The sequence below is a fragment of the Selenomonas ruminantium AC2024 genome, from assembly GCF_000687995.1.
GTDB classification, from domain to species: Bacteria; Bacillota; Negativicutes; order Selenomonadales; family Selenomonadaceae; genus Selenomonas_A; species Selenomonas_A ruminantium_B.
Genome location: NZ_JIAC01000001.1, coordinates 87,282 through 107,646, shown reverse-complemented (window position 1 = coordinate 107,646; position 20,365 = coordinate 87,282). Strand labels below are relative to the sequence as shown.

The 20,365-nt window shown below is 40.3% G+C and carries 16 protein-coding genes; all 16 read left to right on the top strand.

What is annotated here, in order from left to right; all coding sequences use genetic code 11:
* Positions 1-7 precede the first annotated feature (7 nt).
* On the top strand, positions 8-1,144 hold the full coding sequence (locus P157_RS14720; protein WP_026759288.1) for an FkbM family methyltransferase: 1,137 nt from the start codon (positions 8-10) through the stop codon (positions 1,142-1,144).
* Positions 1,145-1,186: 42 nt separating this feature from the next.
* Positions 1,187-2,764: a tetratricopeptide repeat protein gene (locus tag P157_RS13470; protein ID WP_051598412.1), complete on the top strand. Its 1,578-nt coding sequence runs from the start codon at positions 1,187-1,189 to the stop codon at positions 2,762-2,764.
* Positions 2,765-2,777: 13 nt separating this feature from the next.
* On the top strand, positions 2,778-3,605 hold the full coding sequence (locus P157_RS0100485; protein ID WP_026759287.1) for an FkbM family methyltransferase: 828 nt from the start codon (positions 2,778-2,780) through the stop codon (positions 3,603-3,605).
* Complete coding sequence (locus P157_RS0100480; RefSeq protein WP_026759286.1) at positions 3,605-4,864, top strand: glycosyltransferase family 9 protein; 1,260 nt, start codon at positions 3,605-3,607, stop codon at positions 4,862-4,864. The genes P157_RS0100485 and P157_RS0100480 overlap by 1 nt, the downstream gene beginning before the upstream one ends.
* A gap of 187 nt (positions 4,865-5,051) precedes the next feature.
* The gene (locus tag P157_RS0100475; protein WP_196243088.1) at positions 5,052-6,029 is read left to right on the top strand and encodes a glycosyltransferase family 4 protein; all 978 of its coding nucleotides are present in this window, start codon (positions 5,052-5,054) and stop codon (positions 6,027-6,029) included.
* Positions 6,026-7,000 (top strand): hypothetical protein, encoded by a 975-nt coding sequence (locus P157_RS0100470; protein WP_155266672.1) that lies wholly within the window; start codon positions 6,026-6,028, stop codon positions 6,998-7,000. Before P157_RS0100475 ends, P157_RS0100470 begins: the two co-directional genes overlap by 4 nt.
* Before the next feature lie 105 nt (positions 7,001-7,105).
* Complete coding sequence (locus P157_RS14715; RefSeq protein ID WP_155266671.1) at positions 7,106-9,658, top strand: hypothetical protein; 2,553 nt, start codon at positions 7,106-7,108, stop codon at positions 9,656-9,658.
* A gap of 24 nt (positions 9,659-9,682) precedes the next feature.
* Positions 9,683-11,053 (top strand): Gfo/Idh/MocA family oxidoreductase, encoded by a 1,371-nt coding sequence (locus P157_RS0100460; protein ID WP_026759283.1) that lies wholly within the window; start codon positions 9,683-9,685, stop codon positions 11,051-11,053.
* Positions 11,046-11,783: a glycerophosphodiester phosphodiesterase gene (locus P157_RS0100455; RefSeq protein WP_026759282.1), complete on the top strand. Its 738-nt coding sequence runs from the start codon at positions 11,046-11,048 to the stop codon at positions 11,781-11,783. Before P157_RS0100460 ends, P157_RS0100455 begins: the two co-directional genes overlap by 8 nt.
* Before the next feature lie 11 nt (positions 11,784-11,794).
* Entirely contained in the window at positions 11,795-12,526 is a 732-nt protein-coding gene (locus P157_RS0100450; protein ID WP_026759281.1) for an IspD/TarI family cytidylyltransferase, read from the top strand.
* A gap of 11 nt (positions 12,527-12,537) precedes the next feature.
* Positions 12,538-13,578: an NAD-dependent epimerase/dehydratase family protein gene (locus P157_RS0100445; protein ID WP_026759280.1), complete on the top strand. Its 1,041-nt coding sequence runs from the start codon at positions 12,538-12,540 to the stop codon at positions 13,576-13,578.
* Positions 13,579-13,580: 2 nt separating this feature from the next.
* The gene (locus P157_RS0100440; protein ID WP_037368037.1) at positions 13,581-14,777 is read left to right on the top strand and encodes a CDP-glycerol glycerophosphotransferase family protein; all 1,197 of its coding nucleotides are present in this window, start codon (positions 13,581-13,583) and stop codon (positions 14,775-14,777) included.
* Positions 14,761-16,851, top strand: coding sequence for a hypothetical protein (locus P157_RS0100435; protein WP_026759278.1), 2,091 nt, complete (start codon positions 14,761-14,763; stop codon positions 16,849-16,851). The genes P157_RS0100440 and P157_RS0100435 overlap by 17 nt, the downstream gene beginning before the upstream one ends.
* Positions 16,852-16,869: 18 nt before the next feature.
* A complete protein-coding gene (locus P157_RS0100430) occupies positions 16,870-18,000 on the top strand; it encodes a radical SAM protein (protein ID WP_026759277.1) in 1,131 nt (376 codons plus the stop codon).
* Positions 17,997-18,890 (top strand): hypothetical protein, encoded by an 894-nt coding sequence (locus tag P157_RS0100425; protein WP_026759276.1) that lies wholly within the window; start codon positions 17,997-17,999, stop codon positions 18,888-18,890. The genes P157_RS0100430 and P157_RS0100425 overlap by 4 nt, the downstream gene beginning before the upstream one ends.
* A 244-nt stretch (positions 18,891-19,134) precedes the next feature.
* On the top strand, positions 19,135-20,325 hold the full coding sequence (locus tag P157_RS0100420; protein WP_026759275.1) for a radical SAM/SPASM domain-containing protein: 1,191 nt from the start codon (positions 19,135-19,137) through the stop codon (positions 20,323-20,325).
* The last annotated feature ends 40 nt before the right edge of the window (positions 20,326-20,365 follow it).

The window sequence follows — 20,365 nt, the reverse complement described above, 5'->3', positions numbered from 1 at the left end:
GTCGAAAATGAAAGATTTTTTAAAAATGGTTAGTAGAACTTATCATCGTAATTATGAGTACAGTATGGAGGCAATTAAGTCGCAACAGATTTCTTGTGCATATTTTAATCCGGATACAACTTTGGATAGTGGTATTGTTGATGGACTTATTGATTGGGGAATAAGGCTAGATACTATATGTACTTGGGATAAAAATGTAGAAAATCTTAACCATGAATCATGTCATGTTAGAGGGATAAGAGAATTTTTGTCTAATCCACGTGATGTGAAAATAATGTTCTTACATCCTCTTTTGTGGTTGACGGTATTAGATAAGCAGATAAGCAAGGTGGGGGTTGATACGATTTCACTTTGTGATATGCAGGATGCAATAGATAAAAAAAATATCCTGACTGAAAATTTACCAAGGCTATATGAAACGTATTCATGTTTTGAGCAAGAAGAATCTAGAAAAGCATATTTGGCTGTTATCCTTGGGAAAATTTCCAACCGGATTCATGATTATCATTTTGCGCCGGAACCGCAGTATATGTTGGAAGGTTTTTTACCAAAGCAAGGAGATATTGCTATTGATGGAGGTGCTTATGATGGAGGAACGGCAAAGCTGTTTGCTTCATTAGGAGCAAAAGTTTTCGCTTTTGAAATGGATAAGTATAATTATAATCTTTGTTGTGAAAGGGCCAAGCTCCATGATGTGGTGGTAGAAAATATGGGACTGTCTGATAGAGAAGGAGAGGAGCATTATAAAAGTATAGGGACAGCTAGTTCTAAGCAAGAAAATGGAAATGAAACAGCACATTTTATATCCATAGATACTTATGTGGAGCGAAAAGACCTTCCTCGAGTTGATTATATTAAGCTGGATGTAGAAGGTGCTGAGCTGGATGTTTTGCAGGGAGCAGCATCGTCAATTATAAAATGGAAACCAAAGATGGCATTAAGTGCCTATCATAAAACGGAAGATTTGTGGATGTTGCGAGAATATATTTCATCTATTTGTCCTAGTTATCGATTCGAGTTTCGTCATTATCCAATTGATGTTACAGATTATTGGTTGGGAGAGTATGAAAAGTCCTTACTCACAGAATACAATTTAGGTAATAAAATTCCAACAGGATGTGAGATGGTATTGTATTGTTATTGAGATGTTAGTATTGGGCCAGCGATAAACATGGAGCGTGGGAGTATGGTAAAAGAACGTCAGCGCATCATGCTGGTGTATAGAACAGCGTATGACTTGTGGTGTAAAAAAAAATTATCAGAAGCAGCGCAGATATTGCAGGATTTTTGGCATGCTAGTGGTATGAAATCTTTGCAAGGCATGCTGCTTATGGCCTATATCATGCGTGACCAGAAACGGTACATATCAGAAGTTAAGGTGTTAGAGGAACTTTTTGAAAGGTTTGCGGACTCTGGCGAGTATAAGTTGCTAGCTGATGCGTGGAGTATGCTGGGCTCGGTATTACGCCGATTGGGTGATAGTCAGTTGTCTGTGGAGGCGTTCAAAAAGTCAGTAGAATTAGAGCCAGACAGTGAGCAAAAGCTAGTGGATTGCAGTAATGCATTGTTTTCAGCTAATGCTATTGATGGCGTAACTGCTGATTATATGCAGTCTCTATATGCACTATACCGTAATTTGTTGCGAAACCTTTCTATAACGCCTTATCCAACAAGAAAGTGGAACCATCAAAAGATTCGGGTCGGATACGTTTCGCCAGATTTGCGTGACCATGCTGTTGCGCAATTTGTCTGGCCACTATTTTGCCAGTATGATAAAGAGCGTTTTTCCGTCTATGCTTACGCGCTAACGAAACGTCCAGATTGGGTGACTGCGGCATTACAGCAAAAAGGCGCGATTTGGCGTGAAGTTTCCGGTGAAAATTGGCAAGAAATAGCAAGGCAGATAAGGGATGATGAAATAGACATTTTGGTGGATTTAGCTGGTCATTCAGCAGAAAATGCCCTCCCAGTATTTGCATGGCGTCCAGCAATGATACAGCTTTCGGGTATTGGGTATTTTAACAGCACTGGTATGGATGAAATGCAGTGGTTCTTGTCTGATGTATATTGTTCTGATGATGAAACTTCACCATATTTTACGGAAAGGCTCCTGCGTTTGCCTAAAAGTCATTTTTGTTATAGGCCTTTGGGAAATTTTCCTGAGGTCGGACAGTCTCCGTGCCGTAAAAATGGCTATGTGACTTTTGGCTGTTTCAATAATTTTGCCAAGGTGAATGATGGAATGCTGATGGTATGGAAGAAAATTTTGGAGGCTGTGCCGAATTCTCGTTTATTGTTAAAGCATTCTTTACTGGGAACGGAAGAAGGTCGGGAATACACAGTACAGCGCCTGAAAAAACTGGGAATGCCACTGACGCGCATTGAGTTTCGTGGCCTGTCCAAGGATTATTTAGCGCAATATCATGATATGGATATCGCGTTGGATACAAGCCCGTATCCCGGTGGACTTACGACCTGTGAAGCACTTTATATGGGCGTGCCGGTTGTGACACTTAAAGGCAACCGACATGGGGCAAGATTTGGTTATAGTTTTTTGGCTAATCTTGGCCTAGAAGAACTTGTGGCCGAGAGTGTGAATGATTACATTGATATTGCCGTAAAGCTGGCAAGTGATACTAACCTTTTGGAATTATTGCGTAAAAACATGCGGCGAATTATGCAGGCGTCGCCATTGATGGATAGTGAGGCTTATATGGGTTCTTTAGAAAGAATGTATCAAAATATTTTGCAGAAATTTGATTAAAAGGAGCTTGTTTATGAATATTCGTTTTATGCAAAGCCAGTATATTAGAATTGGTGGTCCTGATATGCATCTAGTGCTGGTGCCAACAGAAGTTGATTTGGATATATCGGTGGATTTTTATCGGCTGCTATTGCAAGAACTACAAGTGGTTAATCCGATAGGTAAATCATTCTGCCGTATAGGCAGGGAGAATGATGGCGGTTATCTTATGCTGGATGATTTTCAAGGAAATGTTGCGTATTCGTTTGGCATCAATAATGATGTTTCTTGGGATGAAGATGTTGCTAATCGAGGTTATGATGTATATATGTATGACCATACGATTGATGCCTTACCTTATGAGAGGAAAGAGTTTCATTGGTTCAAGAATGGTCTGGCTGATAAGATGGGACAAGAACCAACACTACAGTTTCTGGAGTGGTATTTATGGAAAAATGAGCACATGCATGAAGAACATATGTTACTAAAGATGGATGTGGAAGGTGCTGAATGGGGGGCTCTTGAACAAGTGAATCCAGTGTTGCTCATGCAGTTCGATCAAATCGTGTTGGAAATACATGATTTGATTAAGGCTCATACGGATCAAAAAAGAATGCAGATTTTAAGTGTTTTACATAAATTAAATCAGACACATTATATGGTACATGTTCATGGTAATAATAATAGTGGTGCTATTACTTTGGCGGAGAGACTTATTCCAGATGTATTAGAAGTTACTTTTGTAAATAAAAATCTTGTGTCTGTGGATACAGAAGCTGTAGTTATGCTTCCACGAGAATTAGATCAACCCAATGATCCATATCGCCAAGATTATGTATTGGGGAAAATGAAGGGACTATAATGAATGAAAATGGGAAGTATTACGTTGAGCAATACATGAGAAATACAGATTTTATCAATTGGGATTGTCAGTCGTTGGTAAATATGTTTGAACCGATATTTCAGCAAAATGGATTTCGTGAAAAATGTTCAGATGGACAACATCACCTTTTGTTACTGATGCTTAATGCTATGGGGGATATGGTTCTGGCCACAGGTTTTGTCCGAGAGGTGCGGCGTAATAATCCTAATGATTATATAACGTTGTTGGTCAGTTCGGCGATTTATCCATTAGTATATAAATGCCCATATGTTAATCAAGTTTTGGTATTAGATGTAAGAGCATTTTATAACGATAAGCAAAAATTCTTTGCCGAATTATTGCAGCTTTGTACGGAGAAATTTTGGAACGAACGTTATGATATGAGTATCTGTCCGCAATGGGGCGATGATAAGACGGTAACGCAGGTGGTAGCATACATGAGTGGCGCAGTGCGGCGTGTGGGGTATAGCTGTAATATTGCTTTTGTATATGGGTGGCCCTTAGTAGATGATACGCAGGAAAAGGCGTTAATGACGGATGTATATATTATTCCTGCTGAGATTGTTCATGAGGCTGAACGAGCGTTTTATTTGCTGGAACTTTTGGGAATGACAGTGGAAGATCGGCGTATGGAAATTTGGCTCGGGAAACGAGATAAAATTGCAGCTGAAAAAATATTGGCTGATGCAGTAGGTGAGGGACATGTGTTAATTGCTGTGGGCTTAGGAGCTGGCGGTGATAGTCGAAAATATCCGGTTAAGCAGTATGCAGATGTATGTAGAGCCTTATTCCATAAGATAGATGCATATTTTGTCATCTTGGGAGGAAATAGTGAACAGCAGGATGCTCTGTACTTACAATCACAGTTACCAGCAGACTCGGTATGTAATTTAGCTGGCAAAACAACGGTGTTGGAAACAGCGGCGGTTTTATCTATGACGAACATCTATTTGGGTAATGACACAGGTGTTATGCATATGGCTGCCGCGGAAGCTATTCCGGTAGTTATGGTTTCACGGGAAGAAGATAATTTTGGTGGCAGACTTGCGGGGATTTTGAGTGAAAATCAAAGATTTGCTCCTTGGCAGACAAATTATGTGATATGCTGCCCAGATAATCGTCTGGGCGATTGTGCAAGCTGGTATGGATACGGTGGCTGCAAAGAGTCGTACAGTCATTGTATCTGTCAGGTAAAGCCAGAAGAGATAGTAAACGCTGTGGAAATATTGCTTCAGTGAATCATGAAGAATTTGTCCTAAACTACTATTTGAGGAATTAAAGTATATGGGAAAAAGACGACAAGGAATTTACAGCATTGCACCTAATCATGGTTGGAACGACCAACAGTTAACGAAAAACTGTGGAATAGTCCCGTATTTGTTCTATAAAAATTATGGTTATCGGGCGGTAATGGCAGGGACGAGGTTGCAGCCAGAATACCCGTCTTTGGAACGATATGTAAAAGGAATGGAAATGGACTTTTTGCCTGATGCTTCCTGGGAGTCCGAGTGTTTATATCTCAATACGCATTATCAGGATATGGATGTGTTGGTATTGCATGGCTTATTTCCTTTTTATTTCCCAATTCTGCATCATTATCGTGAACTACGGCCTGATGGTAAGGTCTATTTGGAACTGGATCCCAATGCTTACTATGAAGATACTTTAGCGTGGACGCATCCGGCTTTTTTGCGTTTTTTGCAGGAATGTGATGTTATTGGTGCCAGTTGTTATCGTATGCAAAAATGCTTGGGACAGAAATGGCCCTGCGTGGTGGAGTATTTGCCCAATGGCTTTTATAACTTCGATCATTTGGATATGCAGGTAGATTTTACCCGAAAAGAAAATATTATTTTGACGGTAGGGCGAATTGGCTCAGCACAGAAGCGCAATGAAGAACTGCTGGAGGCGTTTGCCAAAGTTTATCGGCAATTGCCTGATTGGACAGTTCGGCTGGTGGGCAAGATTGAGCCGGACTTTGAACGCTGGTTTAAGGATTTTTGCCTGCTTCATCCGCGAATCAGCCGTCAGATTGTGCTGGTGGGGCCTATTTTTGAAAAAAAAGAATTGCTGTGTGAATATAAGCGAGCGAAAATTTTTGCCTTGACATCGGTATATGAAGGCGGCACGCCTAATGTTGTGGCTGAGGCCCTATACAGCGGCTGTTATATGCTCACATCGGATATAGATGCGGCTGATGATGTGATAGATGAAGGCAGTTGTGGACAGAAGTATGAGCGGGGAAATGTAGATGCTTTGGCAAATATTATGAAGAATGCATGTAGAGATGAAGAACTGTTGCATAGCGGTGGCAGACGGGCTGTTCGTTATGCTCAGGAAGAGTATGATTTTGAAAAGATTATCAAGCGCTTGTATTGGCTGCTGTTCAAAGAGGTGAGATGATGGCACAAGATGCGAGAAAATATTTTCAGTACTATGAACAGCTGACAGATGGCAGAGAGGGCCTGTTGCTAGATACCTTGGATTTTTACAATAATCATAGCGCTATACCGATGCATGTAGTCGGTGAAACGGAAGACGATATTGATTTTGTTCTTGATCGAGAAGTAAAAAAACTTTTGGCTTTAATACAAAACGAATGCAGAAGATTGCCACTTAGCAATGGCTATAGAGCAGCTGTTTTGTTGATGGTAGCATATTGTCTGCGTAAGTATAAGCTGTTGAAGATTTTATATGTTGGAGGTAAACCGTGGAAATGGCTGGGCGTGTTCTGTCAGTTATTGCATAGTTTTCACCCAGATAGTAAGCTGTACTGGCTTACACAGCAGGATAATGTTCCCTGTGATTTTTGTACGGAGATAAAAATGCCGTTTGCAGAACTATTGCTGCCACGAGATAGTTTTGACGTTGTATTGCTGGATGATACCGATGAGTCACTGATATCTGCAATGAAAAATACCATAGGACTGTCTCTGCATTCGCAAGGCGAAATGATTGTCCTGTCGCAAAGAAAGGCTATAATAGAATCGTTTACATTGGAGCAGGCTAATACGTATGAACTAGGTGCTGATTGGCGGATAGGGCATAGTATAATAACTGCAGAGGTGCGAACCACTATGGACGCGGATACCTTAGAGGGGGCCGTAGCGAATATATTGCAGGAGTCTGTGAATCGTATTACGTTGGTACAGGAAGCACTACCCGCCAATACGGCTGATTTGGATAATTTTTTGCAGGCTGCTGAGGATGTTGAGCAGTATATTTTGTTGATTTACGCCTCCCTGCCCAGCCTGGAAGTAAAATACCTTGTGAATGAATGGAAAAGAGCACTACTGGATTATCGGTTGGGATGGGGAAATGCAGAAAAAGTGAAGTTATTGGGGGAGCTTTTATTGAAAGAGTTGCAACAATGAATAGTGTTGACCGCAGATAGGTACAGCCTTTCAGCGGTCTTTTTTGTTGGTAGATGTGGAAAGTAATTGCAGATACGTCTAAATAAGAAGGAATTTTAACGGCAAGTGTTGAATGAATTAGAGAAGGGCAGTTATCTGGAAGGGGATGGAGCTATGCTGGGGTGGAAGCAGCGCAAGCAATTGGTTCAGAATTTGAAAAAAGCTGTGACGCAAGTGGGAATGCTACGCCGTCAGGGAAAACAACCACAAGCTGAGCTTATTGAAGTCCTTAGGCAGATAGATACTGCCTGCCAGTTGCAGTTAAGTGCCCAACGGGCAACACATTACCATGAGATTTTTCATGGGCTTGAAGAGGCTCTGCAACGTGATTGGCAGCAGATGAAGCTGGAGGAACGGCAGGAAGCCAGTGTACTATTGCAGGACATTTTGGGTAGTGTGATTGTGGCCCTACAGCAGGAACCGGGACGCAGGATAATTGTTTTTCTGCCTTATAAGGCGGCCATGTGGGACAGCCTGGAAAGCGTCTGGATGGCCGCAGACGCTGATGAAAACTGTGAGGCCTACGTGATACCCATTCCCTATTATGAGCGTAAGACGGATTATACCCTTGGTACGATGCATTATGAGGGAGATATGTTTCCGGACTATGTTCCCATCATTGACTATCGTAGTGTGTCCTTGAAAACTATGCATCCTGATGCTATTTATATCCATAACCCCTATGATGAAGGAAATCTGGCAACAAGCATTGCACCGGATTATTATGCCAACCAACTCAATCAGTATACAGATAATTTGGTATATATACCTTATTTCACGACTGCGGGGGGCATGGGGGATGGACAGCGTTGGTGCTACTCCTATGATCGGGTGGACTATATTATTGTTCAGGCGGAATCCCTGATAGAATTCTACGATAAGTCAGTGGATCGACAGAAAATTATTCCTCTAGGGTCACCAAAATTTGACCGAGTAATCAGGCTTTGTAAGAACCGTCCGGAGATTCCTGAGGATTGGCATCCCTATCTAGATGGCAAGAAGGTTTACTTTTATAATACGAGTCTTGCAGGAATGCTCAATGAGCCATGGGCGTTCCTAAAAAAAATGAACTATGTGTTTCAGACGTTTCGTGAGCATCCAGAGACGTGTTTGCTGTGGCGGCCGCACCCATTGTTAGAATCAACGTATCGTTCTATGCGAAAGGATTTCTTGCCATATTTTTTGCAGCTAAAACAGCAGTTTCTGGATGAACATATTGGTATTTATGATGATACGCCGGATATTGAGACTGCTATTGCGTGGTCGGATGTTTATATTGGCGATAGCGGAACCAGTGTGACAGCACTTTTTGGAGTTGCAGGGAAACCAATATTTCTCTTTGATAACTATATTAATCGGTTGCCAGCTGCTGAGGATGAACAGAGAATTTTTTATCCGCTGTGGCAGCAAGTTGGCAGCAGCTGGCTGGCAACGGAATATAATGACTTGCTTTGGTCGCCAAAAGCTGATGGGCACTATGCGTTCTATGCGAGATTATCAGATTATGTTGGTGGACAGTATTATGGCTCGGTATTTGTGCAGGATGATCAGGTAATTGTCTGCCCCTTGAACGGACAGGATATACTGATCTTGCAGGACAAAAAACTGGTAAGAAGAATACCCCTGCGAGATTTGAGTGCAGCACCACCAAGGTTTGCAGATGCCTGTCGGCATGGACGGTATATTTTCCTGATTCCCGTTCGTTATCCGGCTATTGTCCGTTATGATATACAAACATGTAAGGTTGACTATGTGGAAGGTTACAGTCAACTGCTGGCAGGTGAGCTGGATGGCCGCTGGCTATCTGGTGGTTATTGCCTGTGGCAGGATAAACTTTTACTAGCTTCTCCGGCTGATGGAAATATATTGGTCGTGGATGTCAACACCTTGGCAACTCAGCAACTGCTGCTTGATCGTGACGATCAAGGTGGCTGTCTGAGTCTTATCCCGTATGGTAATGAGATTTGGCTGTTGCCGCGCAAAGGCTTTAAACTCCGTTGCTGGAAGCCGCAGACGGGTGAGTTAAACGTATACGAACAGGTGCCGGAAGATTATAGCTGCGTACACGTTCCTTTGCGTTTTGATTGTGATTTACTGCCCTGGGGTACTCCTCTGGTGACAGAAGATATAGTCTATCTGCCACCCTGGTGGGGCAACCAGTTTTTAAAACTAGACAAAAAGACCGGGACATTCATGCCATGGGAGGTACCCTTCAAGGCAACCTGCCGGAGTGAAAATTGTTACTTCGCCAGCGATCGCTGTGGCGATTTTCAGAGGCAAGATTCCGCTGGTGATAAATTATTTTTCTATGCTCCAGACCGAAGTTTGTATAAGTTTTATCCGGAGACGAATCAGTTTAACAAGCAAGAACTGGTCATTGTTGCTGATAGTCAAAAGCAGTTGGATAAAGGATTCGCCCGGCAGTCGGAATGGATGCGTTACGCATGCCAGGAAGATACGCGGAATACGTTAGCAGGATTTTTGGCTGGGCAAGTATATGGTAATCGTTTCCAAGAAGATGAGCAAATGAAGGCCTTCTCTGAGATTGCTGCTCATATTGAGGGGGACGCCGGTATCGCGATTCATCGCTTCATAATGGAGAAAATAGCAGAAAAGTAAGGCTAACAGGGAAGGGGAAGAGAGATGAAAAAAGTAATCACATATGGTACCTTCGACCTCTTTCATGAAGGGCATTATCGCTTGTTAAAACGTGCTAAAGCCTTAGGCGACTACCTGATTGTGGGGGTAACTACGGAAAGTTTTGACCAGGCCAGAGGCAAGCTGAATGTGGTGGATGCTTTGATGACTCGTATCGAAAACGTCAAAAAAACTGGCTTTGCCGATGAAGTTATCGTGGAAGACCATATCGGACAAAAAGTGGAGGATATACAGAAATACGGTGTGGATATCTTTGTCCTAGGATCAGATTGGGAAGGCAAATTTGACTATCTCAAGGACTTCTGCGAGGTACGCTACCTCGAACGGACAAGGGGCATATCCTCCACCATGAAGCGGGCCAGCAGCCACAAGATTGTCCGCATTGGCCTTATCGGCAACGGGCGCATAGCCAAACGATTCATTCCCGAATCCCACTTCGTCAGCGGCATGGAACTGACCGGGGTCTATAACCCGCGCAGGGCCAGTGCGGAAAAATTCGCTCATGAGCAGGATTTGGAATTCTTCACCGATGATGAGGAAGAATTCTATCAGCATGTGGATGCGGTGGATATCTGCACGCCTCATCAATATCATTACGAGTACGCCAAACGCGCCTTGGAACATGGCAAGCATGTTCTGTGCGAAAAGCCCATAGCCCTCAAAAAAGCTGAGGCAGAAGAACTTTTTGATTTGGCCAAGGAAAAAGGCCTGATTCTGATGGAGGCCATCAAGACCGCCTATACGCCGGGCTTTATCCGGCTGCTGTCCATGGTGCAAAGCGGCGTGATTGGGGAAATCCGCGATGTCGAGTCCTGCTTTACCCGGATTTTTCCTAATGACTCCTCCCGTGAACTGACCGATGCAGAACATGGCGGCAGTTTTACGGAATATGGCAGCTATACGCTGCTGCCTATAGTCAAACTATTGGGCGGCAATTATAAAAATATCCGCTTTGAATGCTTTAAGGCGACAAATGGTATTGATTTATACACCAAGGTTTACTTCGACTATGAGCACAGCATGGCCACGGCCAAGACCGGCCTTAAGGTCAAATCGGACGGCCACTTGCTGATTTCTGGCACCAAAGGCTACATCATGGTGACGGCTCCCTGGTGGAAAACCACGGAATTTGAAATCTGCTATGAAGACTTTACGCAGAATGAGAAGGTATTTACCAAATACCTTGGAGATGGTCTGCGCTATGAGTTGAGCGACTTCATCTCCGCTATCAACGGCAATCCCCGTGGCGATTTCAAGCTGACCCGCACCGAGTCCATCGCCTGTGCGGATATCATGGAGAAATTCCTCGCCTGGCGCAACAGCACACCGATAAAGGAGGGCGTGGTCATTGGCTGATGTAAAAGTATGGGCACATAGAGGTGCCGGCGGCTGGGATAAGCAGTACGCCCCGGAAAACACCATGCCGGCCTTTGAAAAGGCCATCGAAATGGGCGCGGATGGCATTGAACTGGATGTACAGTTCTCCAAAGACGGCGAAATCGTCATCTGCCATGATGAAACCATCGATAGAACTAGCAACGGCGTTGGCGCCGTCCGCGCATACACGCTAAAGGAACTGAAGCAATTCAACTTCTGCAGCGTCCACCCGGAATTCGGCTTTGTGGAAAGCCCCACCTTGCGGGAAGTGCTGGAATTTATGCAAGAAAAAGACTTCCAGCTGAATATCGAGCTAAAGACCAGCAACTACGACTACCCGGGCTTGGAAGAAGCTGCAAGCAAACTGGTTAAGGAATACGGCCTCAATGACCGGGTAATCTACTCATCATTTGGCTATGCCTCCCTAAAAAAACTCCGGAAGTGTGACAAGGACGCGCAAATCGCCATCCTCTGCAGCACAGACTTTGTCCTGCAGGAAGATGTCGAGGTTCTGCAAGCCATAGCCATCCATCCGTGGGAGCAGTTGGTAACGGCAGAAAGAGTAAAAAAATGGCATGAATGGGGAGTAAAAGTCAATACGTGGACGGTTGATAATCCTCAGCGAATGAAGGAAATCTTAACGATGGATGTGGATGCCATGATTACGGATTGTCCGGATAATGGGCGAAGAGTGGCAAGTGAGATGTGAGGCGATGCGGAATGAATACAGCACTTATACTAGCTGCTGGTGTCGGGCAGAGAATGAGAAATGCGGGACTCCCAAAGCAGTTTTTAAAGCTGTTCGGCAAACCAATCATTATTTACACGCTAGAAAAATTTGCCAAACATCCAGATATTGACAATATTGTTATCGTATGCCGGGAGGGCTATTTAGATTATATGAAGCAATTGCTTCAGGATTATCATGTTCAAAAGGTATCATGCCTGCTTATCGGCGGAGACGAGCGCCAAAGCAGTTTGTGGAAAGGTTTGGAAGCTATTCGTGCGTCTGGTGCGCAGGATGATGATGTTATTATCATTCATGATGGCGTTCGTCCTATGGTATCTTCTGCAACAATTCGTGAAAATATTCGAGTAGCGAAGACTTATGGATGTGCCATTACAGTTCATCCATCAATTGAAACAGTTGTGATTACAGATTCAGAACAAGCTGGAATTGATGATTTTAAGAAAAGGAAAAGTACCTATTCATTGACTGCTCCACAAAGTTTTTTGCTGGGAAATATATGGAAATCTTATAAGACAGATTCGCCGGAAGAATATAATGGAATGCCGTTGTTGGATGCGGGAATGCTTTATGCCAGCCAGGGGGGAAGTGTCCATTTGGTTAAAGAGCAGAATAAAAATATCAAGATCACAACACCAGAGGATTTTTACTATTTGAAAGCAATGATTGAGTTGGAAGAAAATAAGTCAATCTTTGGTATATAGAGGTGTAATATATGGTAGCACAAAGAGATATTAACATCATTTTGGAAAATCCAATTGATTGGGAATATTTTCGTGATAAGACAGTATTAATAACAGGGGCAACAGGTCGCTTGGGAATGTATTTTGCAGAGGCATTCTGCAAGGCGGATTTGGAATGGAATCTGAATATGAACATCGTCCTGTTGGCTAGGAGTCGTAAGAAGCTGGAAAAAGTATTTGGCAGTACCTTAGATTTTCCCAATGTTCATATTTGTGTACAGGATATCATTGATCCGATTGCGTGGGATGGTGAAGTAGATTATATATTCCATACCGCAGGAATGGCAAGCCCTATGGATTTTACCCATACACCGGTGGATACGTTATGGGGGCATGTGGCCGGAACCCATCAGGTAATGGAATTAGCTCGCCAAAAAAAGAGTAAAAGAGTATTCTACGTATCTACGGTAGAAATTTATGGTGATTGGCAAAGTGAGGAAAGAATAAAAGAATCCGATATGGGACCTATGGAGTGCAATAAGGCACGGGCTTGTTATCCAGAGGCCAAGCGTCTCTGTGAAACGATGCTGGCATCATACGAGGCACAGTATGGTATAGAGTATGTAGGTGCACGCCTTTGCCATACTTTTGGCCCAGGAATCTCGCTGGAGGATGGCAGGGCCTTTTCTGAATTTTTAAGGGATGTTGTAGAGGGGAAAGACATTATTCTCCAATCCGATGGTAGCGCTATGCGTACCTATACTTATGTGGCTGATGCGGTAGGTGCAATGTTGCTTGCTTTTACGAAAGGAAAGAACAAGGAATATTACAATATTGCAGCTTTGGATAATCTTATCAGTATTCGTGATTTGGCAAAACTGATTGCGGGATTGGATCCGAAACAAAAGGTTCAAGTAAGATATGCACAGTCAGAACATGGAAAACTGCAATACCTGCCCTTCCATTTAGCCATTATGAATGTGGATAAGATTAAAGCATTAGGCTGGGAGTCTAGGGTAAATTTGAACGATGCATTCCGTTACACACTGGAATCATTTCTGCAGAGGAATTGAGCATGGATGGAGAAGCATGGTATATCCGAAAAAGATTATGCAAAGCATGGTTGCAGAGTATTCCGTTCTACTTGTTCCGCGTATTTTCCATCAAACCTAAGAAAATCGTATTTACCAGTATTGAAGGAACGACTGGTTACAGTTGTAACCCAAAATACATTGCAGAAGAGCTTATAAAGAGAAATGAAGGCTATGAGTTAGTATGGCTAGTCAATGATATGAACAAGAAATTTCCTAAGGAAATAAAGAAAGTTCATAATACATTATGGAATCGTGCCTATCATTTAACAACGGCAAAGTTTTGGATTGACAATAGCCGTAAGCAATTAGAGGTTAGAAAGCGTAAAGGGCAAATATATATACAGACATGGCATGCTAAGCTGGGATTCAAACCGACCTGTTTGGATAGAGGAGCTTCGTTTTCTCAAATTGCTTATCTAGTAAGCAAGCATGATTCCGACATGATAGATTATGTGTTATCCAATTCTGATTGGTACGATAAGACACTGCCAACTGGGATGCTATACAATGGAAAAGTACTTCGCACAGGTTCACCTAGGTGCGATATCCTTGTAAATGGTAAGGAGCAAGCAAGGCAGAAGGTGAGGAAGAGTTATAACCTTTCCCTGGATACGAAAATTATAATGTATGCTCCAACCTTTCGAGGAGGAAGCCAAGGTATAAAACGTACAATTGAAAAAGGAGACCATGCACCAGATTTTGACGTTTTGTTGAAGGCCTTAAAAAAGCGTTTTGACGGAGATTGGATTGTTTTCTTGAGATTGCATCCGCAATTAACGGCAAGGCATATTGCAAGCAATAAAGCTGGACGATTTATTGATGTGAGTAAAGTCGATGATATGTATGAATTGCTGGCTGGATGTGATGCATTTATGACAGATTATTCCAGTGCAGCATTTGATGCGGCAGTGATGCGTATACCAATCTTTCTCTATGCAGATGACTATGAGAAATATGAGATGGAACGGGGAAAATTACTATGGGATTTAAAAAAAATGCCGTTTTTGCTTGCTACGGATTATGTGGAATTAGAAAGAATGATTTTATCTTTTGATGAAGATAAATACATAAAATCATTGGAAGTTTTGTTTCTGCAAACTAGTATGATAGAAAATGGGCAAGCAGCAAATAATGTATGCGATGAAATCAGAGGCTTGAGTAATGAATCCAAAATATGAACAGGAAATACAAGAATTTTATAAGAATTTTGCTGACTGGAAGGAAAAGAGACTTGTTCTTTATGGTATTGGCAGATATACGGCGACTTTGTTAGATGGGGTGGAAGGCTTCAATATTATTGGTCTTATGGATAGGGATCCGTCAAATATTGGGAAGATATATTTTGGACTTCCGATACTAGCAGATATAGAAACAAAAGAAAATGCAGATGCAATCATTATCAATACCGCTGGAACATATTGGAAATTGATTTATCAAAGAATTAAAGATCTTGGGGTTCCTGTATATTATCGGAATGGTGAAAAAGCAAAAAATGAACAAATTTGTGTAGAAGAATTTCCATATTGGAACACATCTTTTAAGGATTTTAGAGAAAAGATTTTAGGTGCAGATGTGATTTCCTTTGATTTCTTCGATACATTGTTTTCAAGAAGAGTATGTAATCCAAAAGATGTACTTATACTGCTAGAGGAAAAACTGAAAAGGCGATTTCCTCAATATACGTTTTCATGGATAGAGCTTAGAAATAAAGCATTACAAAATATTTCTTCTAATTATTGCCTGGATGAATTATATGACGAAATAGCGAGACTTAGTAAAATTCCGACAGAAATTACGGAATTTATAAAGCAATTAGAAATTAATTTAGAAAGTGAGTTGCTTATACCACGTAATCCTGTCTTGGAATGTATGAAACAAGCTATTATACAAGGCAAAAATGTGTATGTTATTACGGATATGTATTTGCCGGAAAGTTTCTTTGAACAGGCTTTGAAAAAGCAAGGTATTCATTTTAAGAAAGAACATATTCTTGTATCGGGAGCTTTGAAGAAAAATAAGGCAGATGGAACGTTGTGGATATACTACAAAGAGATGATAGGCTCTAGAATAGCAGTTCATGTTGGCGATCATCTTATTGCGGATATTGAGCAAGCAAGAATACAGGGGATAGATACATATTATGTTGCAAATGCATGGAAGCTACTCACTATGTCAACACTAAGAAATATGAAAAATCGGATTTGCAACGGATGTGATTCTTTGCTTATGGGAAGTGTGTTTAGCAAGATGTTTCAAAATCCATTCGCATTGAATTCTACAAAAGGGATTGTAAGGATAGAGTCATGCTTCGAGATGGGATACTGTGTTTTTGCTCCGGTTTTACTGACATTTTTCTCTTGGATAATGCAACAGATAAGAAAAGATGGAATTCATCGATTAGTTTTTATGTCGAGAGATGGATATTTTCTGAAAGAGGACTTTGAAGAGTATATTGCTTACTCTGGGGAACAAATCGAAACTTGTTATATCGGTATTTCACGTCAGTTGGTTATGACGGCGGCAGTGGAGAATGAGGCTGATTTATGGCGACTAGTGGATATGCCCTATACAGGAACATGGGCAGAATTATTGGAGGATAGATTTGAAATTCATGATGCGTTAATTGAAACACGAGAAGATATCAAAAAATATATTCCTGAAATAATGGCATATGTGAATGGAGTACGCAAGCGGTATAGGAAATATGTGGATAGCTATCATTTCACAGAAATGGATGCTATTGTGGATATAGGCTACTATGGTAATAATCAAAGGTATCTCAACAAAATTTCAAATACGAATATGAAAGGTTATTACTTTAATGCGAATTTATCGCAGGAAAATGATAACATATGTCATCAAGTTATGAAACCTTGTTTTCAGGCTGTGACGGATATTACAGGAAAGGATAGTGGTGTCTTAAAATATCAGATTTTTCTAGAAAGCTTTTTGACAGCTCCTTATGGGATGGTCAAGGATATTGCGGAAGATGGCAGTTTGGTATGTAAAGAAAAACGACAAAATCAAATTAATTTTTATGCAAAAGAAAAAATTAATGAAGGAGTCAAAACTTATATTCGTGATGTCATGGCACACGTTAATGATATAGGAATGAAGCAAGGCAAAGACTTAGTGGATGAATTTTATCGGACATGTTTTGAGGGTAATTTGGAGTTTAGTGATTTAGTTAAGAAAAGTTTTTATAATGACAATGCCATGATGCATAGAATGGAAGCAAATTTATTTTGCTAATGATTGGTGGTGAATGATATGCGGACGGATTTGGGAAAGCTGACGGATGATTGGAAGGGAATTACGAGTATAGTTCCTTATGGTGCAGGAATTGTTGGTAATATTTGTAAAACCTTGTTTGAACAAGTGGACTTGACCATTCCTTTTGTTATCGATAATGACAAGACGAAACAAGGGAAGAAATGGAGGGGGAGACCAATAATTTCCTTTGAAGAGGCAAAACCACAACTAGGAACTCAAAAGATTGTTGTGATGGCAGGACATGATGCTTATGGAAAAATTACTAGATATTTGAATGCGTATGGTTTTGTAGAATTTGAAGATTTCTGCAATGTTGGGCATTTTATGTCAGAGTGGTTATGGGATGCGAAGAGGATGAATTGTGTGTTTCATGTAGATATGACCATTACGACAAAATGCACATTGAATTGTCGGCATTGTAATTTATTCATTCCCTATCATAAAACACATGTAAATTTCTCTTTTGAAGAATTGAAACATAGCATTGATTTGTTTTTTGAAAGAATAGACTTTGTAACTTATTTTGGTTTGATTGGTGGAGAAACCTTTCTTCACCCAGAGCTAGAACAGTGTATTGAATATCTTGGAGAGAATTATAAGAATAAAATAGGAAGAATTACTATTGTGACTAATGGAACTGTAAGACCGTCGGATTCTTTGTTGAATATTATCAAGAAATATGAGATGTATTTAAGCATCAGTGATTACACGAACGTTGTCCCCTACGGCAGCAAAATGAATGAATTAGTTAGACGGGCAGAAGAGTATGGAATAGACTTTTCTCGAAACGCATCTATCGTGTGGACAGATTTCGGTTTTCCAAATCATCCCTTAAAACGCACACCGGAGGAGTTAGAAAATCATTTAAAGAGCTGTCGTCCTAATTGGAATGCCTTACATGGAGGACGATTCTATTATTGCAATGTGTCTTGGTGTGCGGAGCAGAGCGGACGATTTAGATTACTGCCTGATGACTCGATTGCATTGGCGGATATTGATTCAAAGGATAAAGTGGCATGCCGCAAGATTGTAGAATTGAGTAGAGGAACAAGTAGTTTTTGCAGGATTTGCGGTGGATGTGGGAAAGATAATACAAAATTTGTTGAAACAGGAAGACAGTTGCCGTGAAAACAGAAAGATTAGTGAAAAAGAGATACATATGTGGCTTTACATTTGCAGAAATTTTTGTACTTTTAGAAAGTATGAATCCACGTATCGTTCTTGATGAGAATCAATGGTTGTATACAGCTTCAACGATTGCACAAGTGGTAGCAACAGTCATGGGCTTGTTATTAGCAGGATATCAATACTATGAAGCTCAACTTTCTAGAAAGATAGAACATGATGAAACTTTTAAGGAGAGTATAGAGGAAACAAAGAAAAAATTTCATAGTAATCTATTCGTTTTAACACCAATTATTTTAAGTGATGTATTGTTATGTATTATAAGTATTATATCATGGAATATGAATGGATTTATTGTTCGATTTATAAGTAATTTTTGCTTCAATAATAGTATATTGTTTTTTATATTTTCCTTACTGTTAGTAGTGAGATTTGTTTTAATGGCGACAGATCCAGAAATAATTAAAAAAATAAGCGATGAAAAAAGGAGGGACATTGAATTTAATAAAAAACATGACGGGATTGATTATCGGATGAATGATGATAAATCATATGTAAATAGTAGTGCTAAAGAAACATATACGGATTTTATGCAACAATTTGTTGAATTAGAAAAAATGATTATAGAGGCAAGTAAAAAATTGGAAAAAGAACATAATCTGCATGTATATAAGCAACCAATGAACTTAGCAAAAAGGATAGAAATTATAGGTATGTATCATGGAGAGTTAGGAGGTATCCTTGGAGAAGTTGATGCGTTGAGAAAATATCGAAATTATCTTGTACATGGAACGGGAAGTAAGGATGTTCCGTCGGAAATTGTTTCTTCATTAGTATATATTTGTAAGGAACTAAGTAATGCATTGAGACGGTGTCAATTGATAGAAAATTGACATAGTTATTGCGGGGATTGTTTTATTCAAAGTAACAGGTGAATGAAAATAGCATCTAGCCGATGGAGGATACCAGCATTGATGGTGTTATCAATCCTGTCCTATGCAGAATCCGTATAATACCGCGTAGGCGTTAAATTCGCATCCTTATTTGAAGTGATGATACAGTGATTTTGATTTGGTGAATGATGTTAGGGACGCTATTTGGAGAATTGAGATATTTGAGTAAAGGTGGGAATAAAATATGTATTACGGATCTTTTATAGATGAAGTGCTTCAACTTAAGAAATCAACTAAAAAAATTTATGTTTATGGTGCAGGTTTGCGAGGTAAAGAGCTATATCATATTCTCTTTCGAAATGGAATTTTAATTGATGGATTTATTGTTACGAAAGTAGATAAACTTACTCAAGTGCTTGGTAGACCGGTACATCAAGCGAAAAATATTATATTTGATGATGTCGGGATTATTGTGGGATTGGGCGATGTATACACAACGGAAGTAATGAAATATTTGGCTGAAAATAGTATACCATCTGAAAGAATTGTAGATGGAGGAAAATATATATCACAGGATCGTGGTTCTAAAGAGCTGCAAAACAATCCTACAGTAGAGATTACGACTGTTTTAGGTTGTCGTGTTCAATGCAAATATTGCCCTCAATCTTTGCTGCTGAAGAAGTATTTTAGTTGCAATAAAAAAAGGCTAAGTATTATGTCACTGGATAATTTTAAAAAAATCGTTCAAAATACACCGGATAATTGTGATTTTATGTTTGCGGGGATGGCAGAACCTTTTTTGAATCCAGAGTGTTTGGCTATGTTGAAAATCGCATGTAATACAGGACGAAATGTGTCTTTGTACACAACATTAGAAGGGGCAAAGGAAGATGATATTGATGGTATCATAAGTTTGCCATTACAGTTTTTTGGACTACATGTTGCAGATAGGGAAGGATGTGCAAAGATTACAGTAGATGAGCAGTATATAAAAAATGTGGAGAAACTGGTCAATTCAAGGAAAGTGAATGGAGAAAATTTTATAAACGATATCAGTGCACAGGCTGAGCCAGTCTCAGAATTGGTTGAAATTCTTGAAAATAAGTATGAAGTTTTGATATCTTTACAGGATAGAGCTGGTAATCTTTTAGATGATAAGCTTGCTAAAAGAGAGCAAATCTTAACAAATGAAAAAATTACGTGTTGCTTTAGTGGCCCAAAGTTAAATAATCATGTTGTTTTGCCGGATGGAACATTATTATTGTGTAATATGGATTATGGAATGCAACATGTTTTAGGTAATCTATTGGAGGATAATTATGACAATATTAGAAAGGGAAGTGAAATGAAAAGAGTTTTTCGTGGAATCTCAGGATATGATGATGAAAATATTTTGTGTAAGAAATGTTTATTTGCTATGGTCAAGAGCAATTGAGGTGAAAAAAATTGCATTATTTTAAGTCTGGGATTAGCAA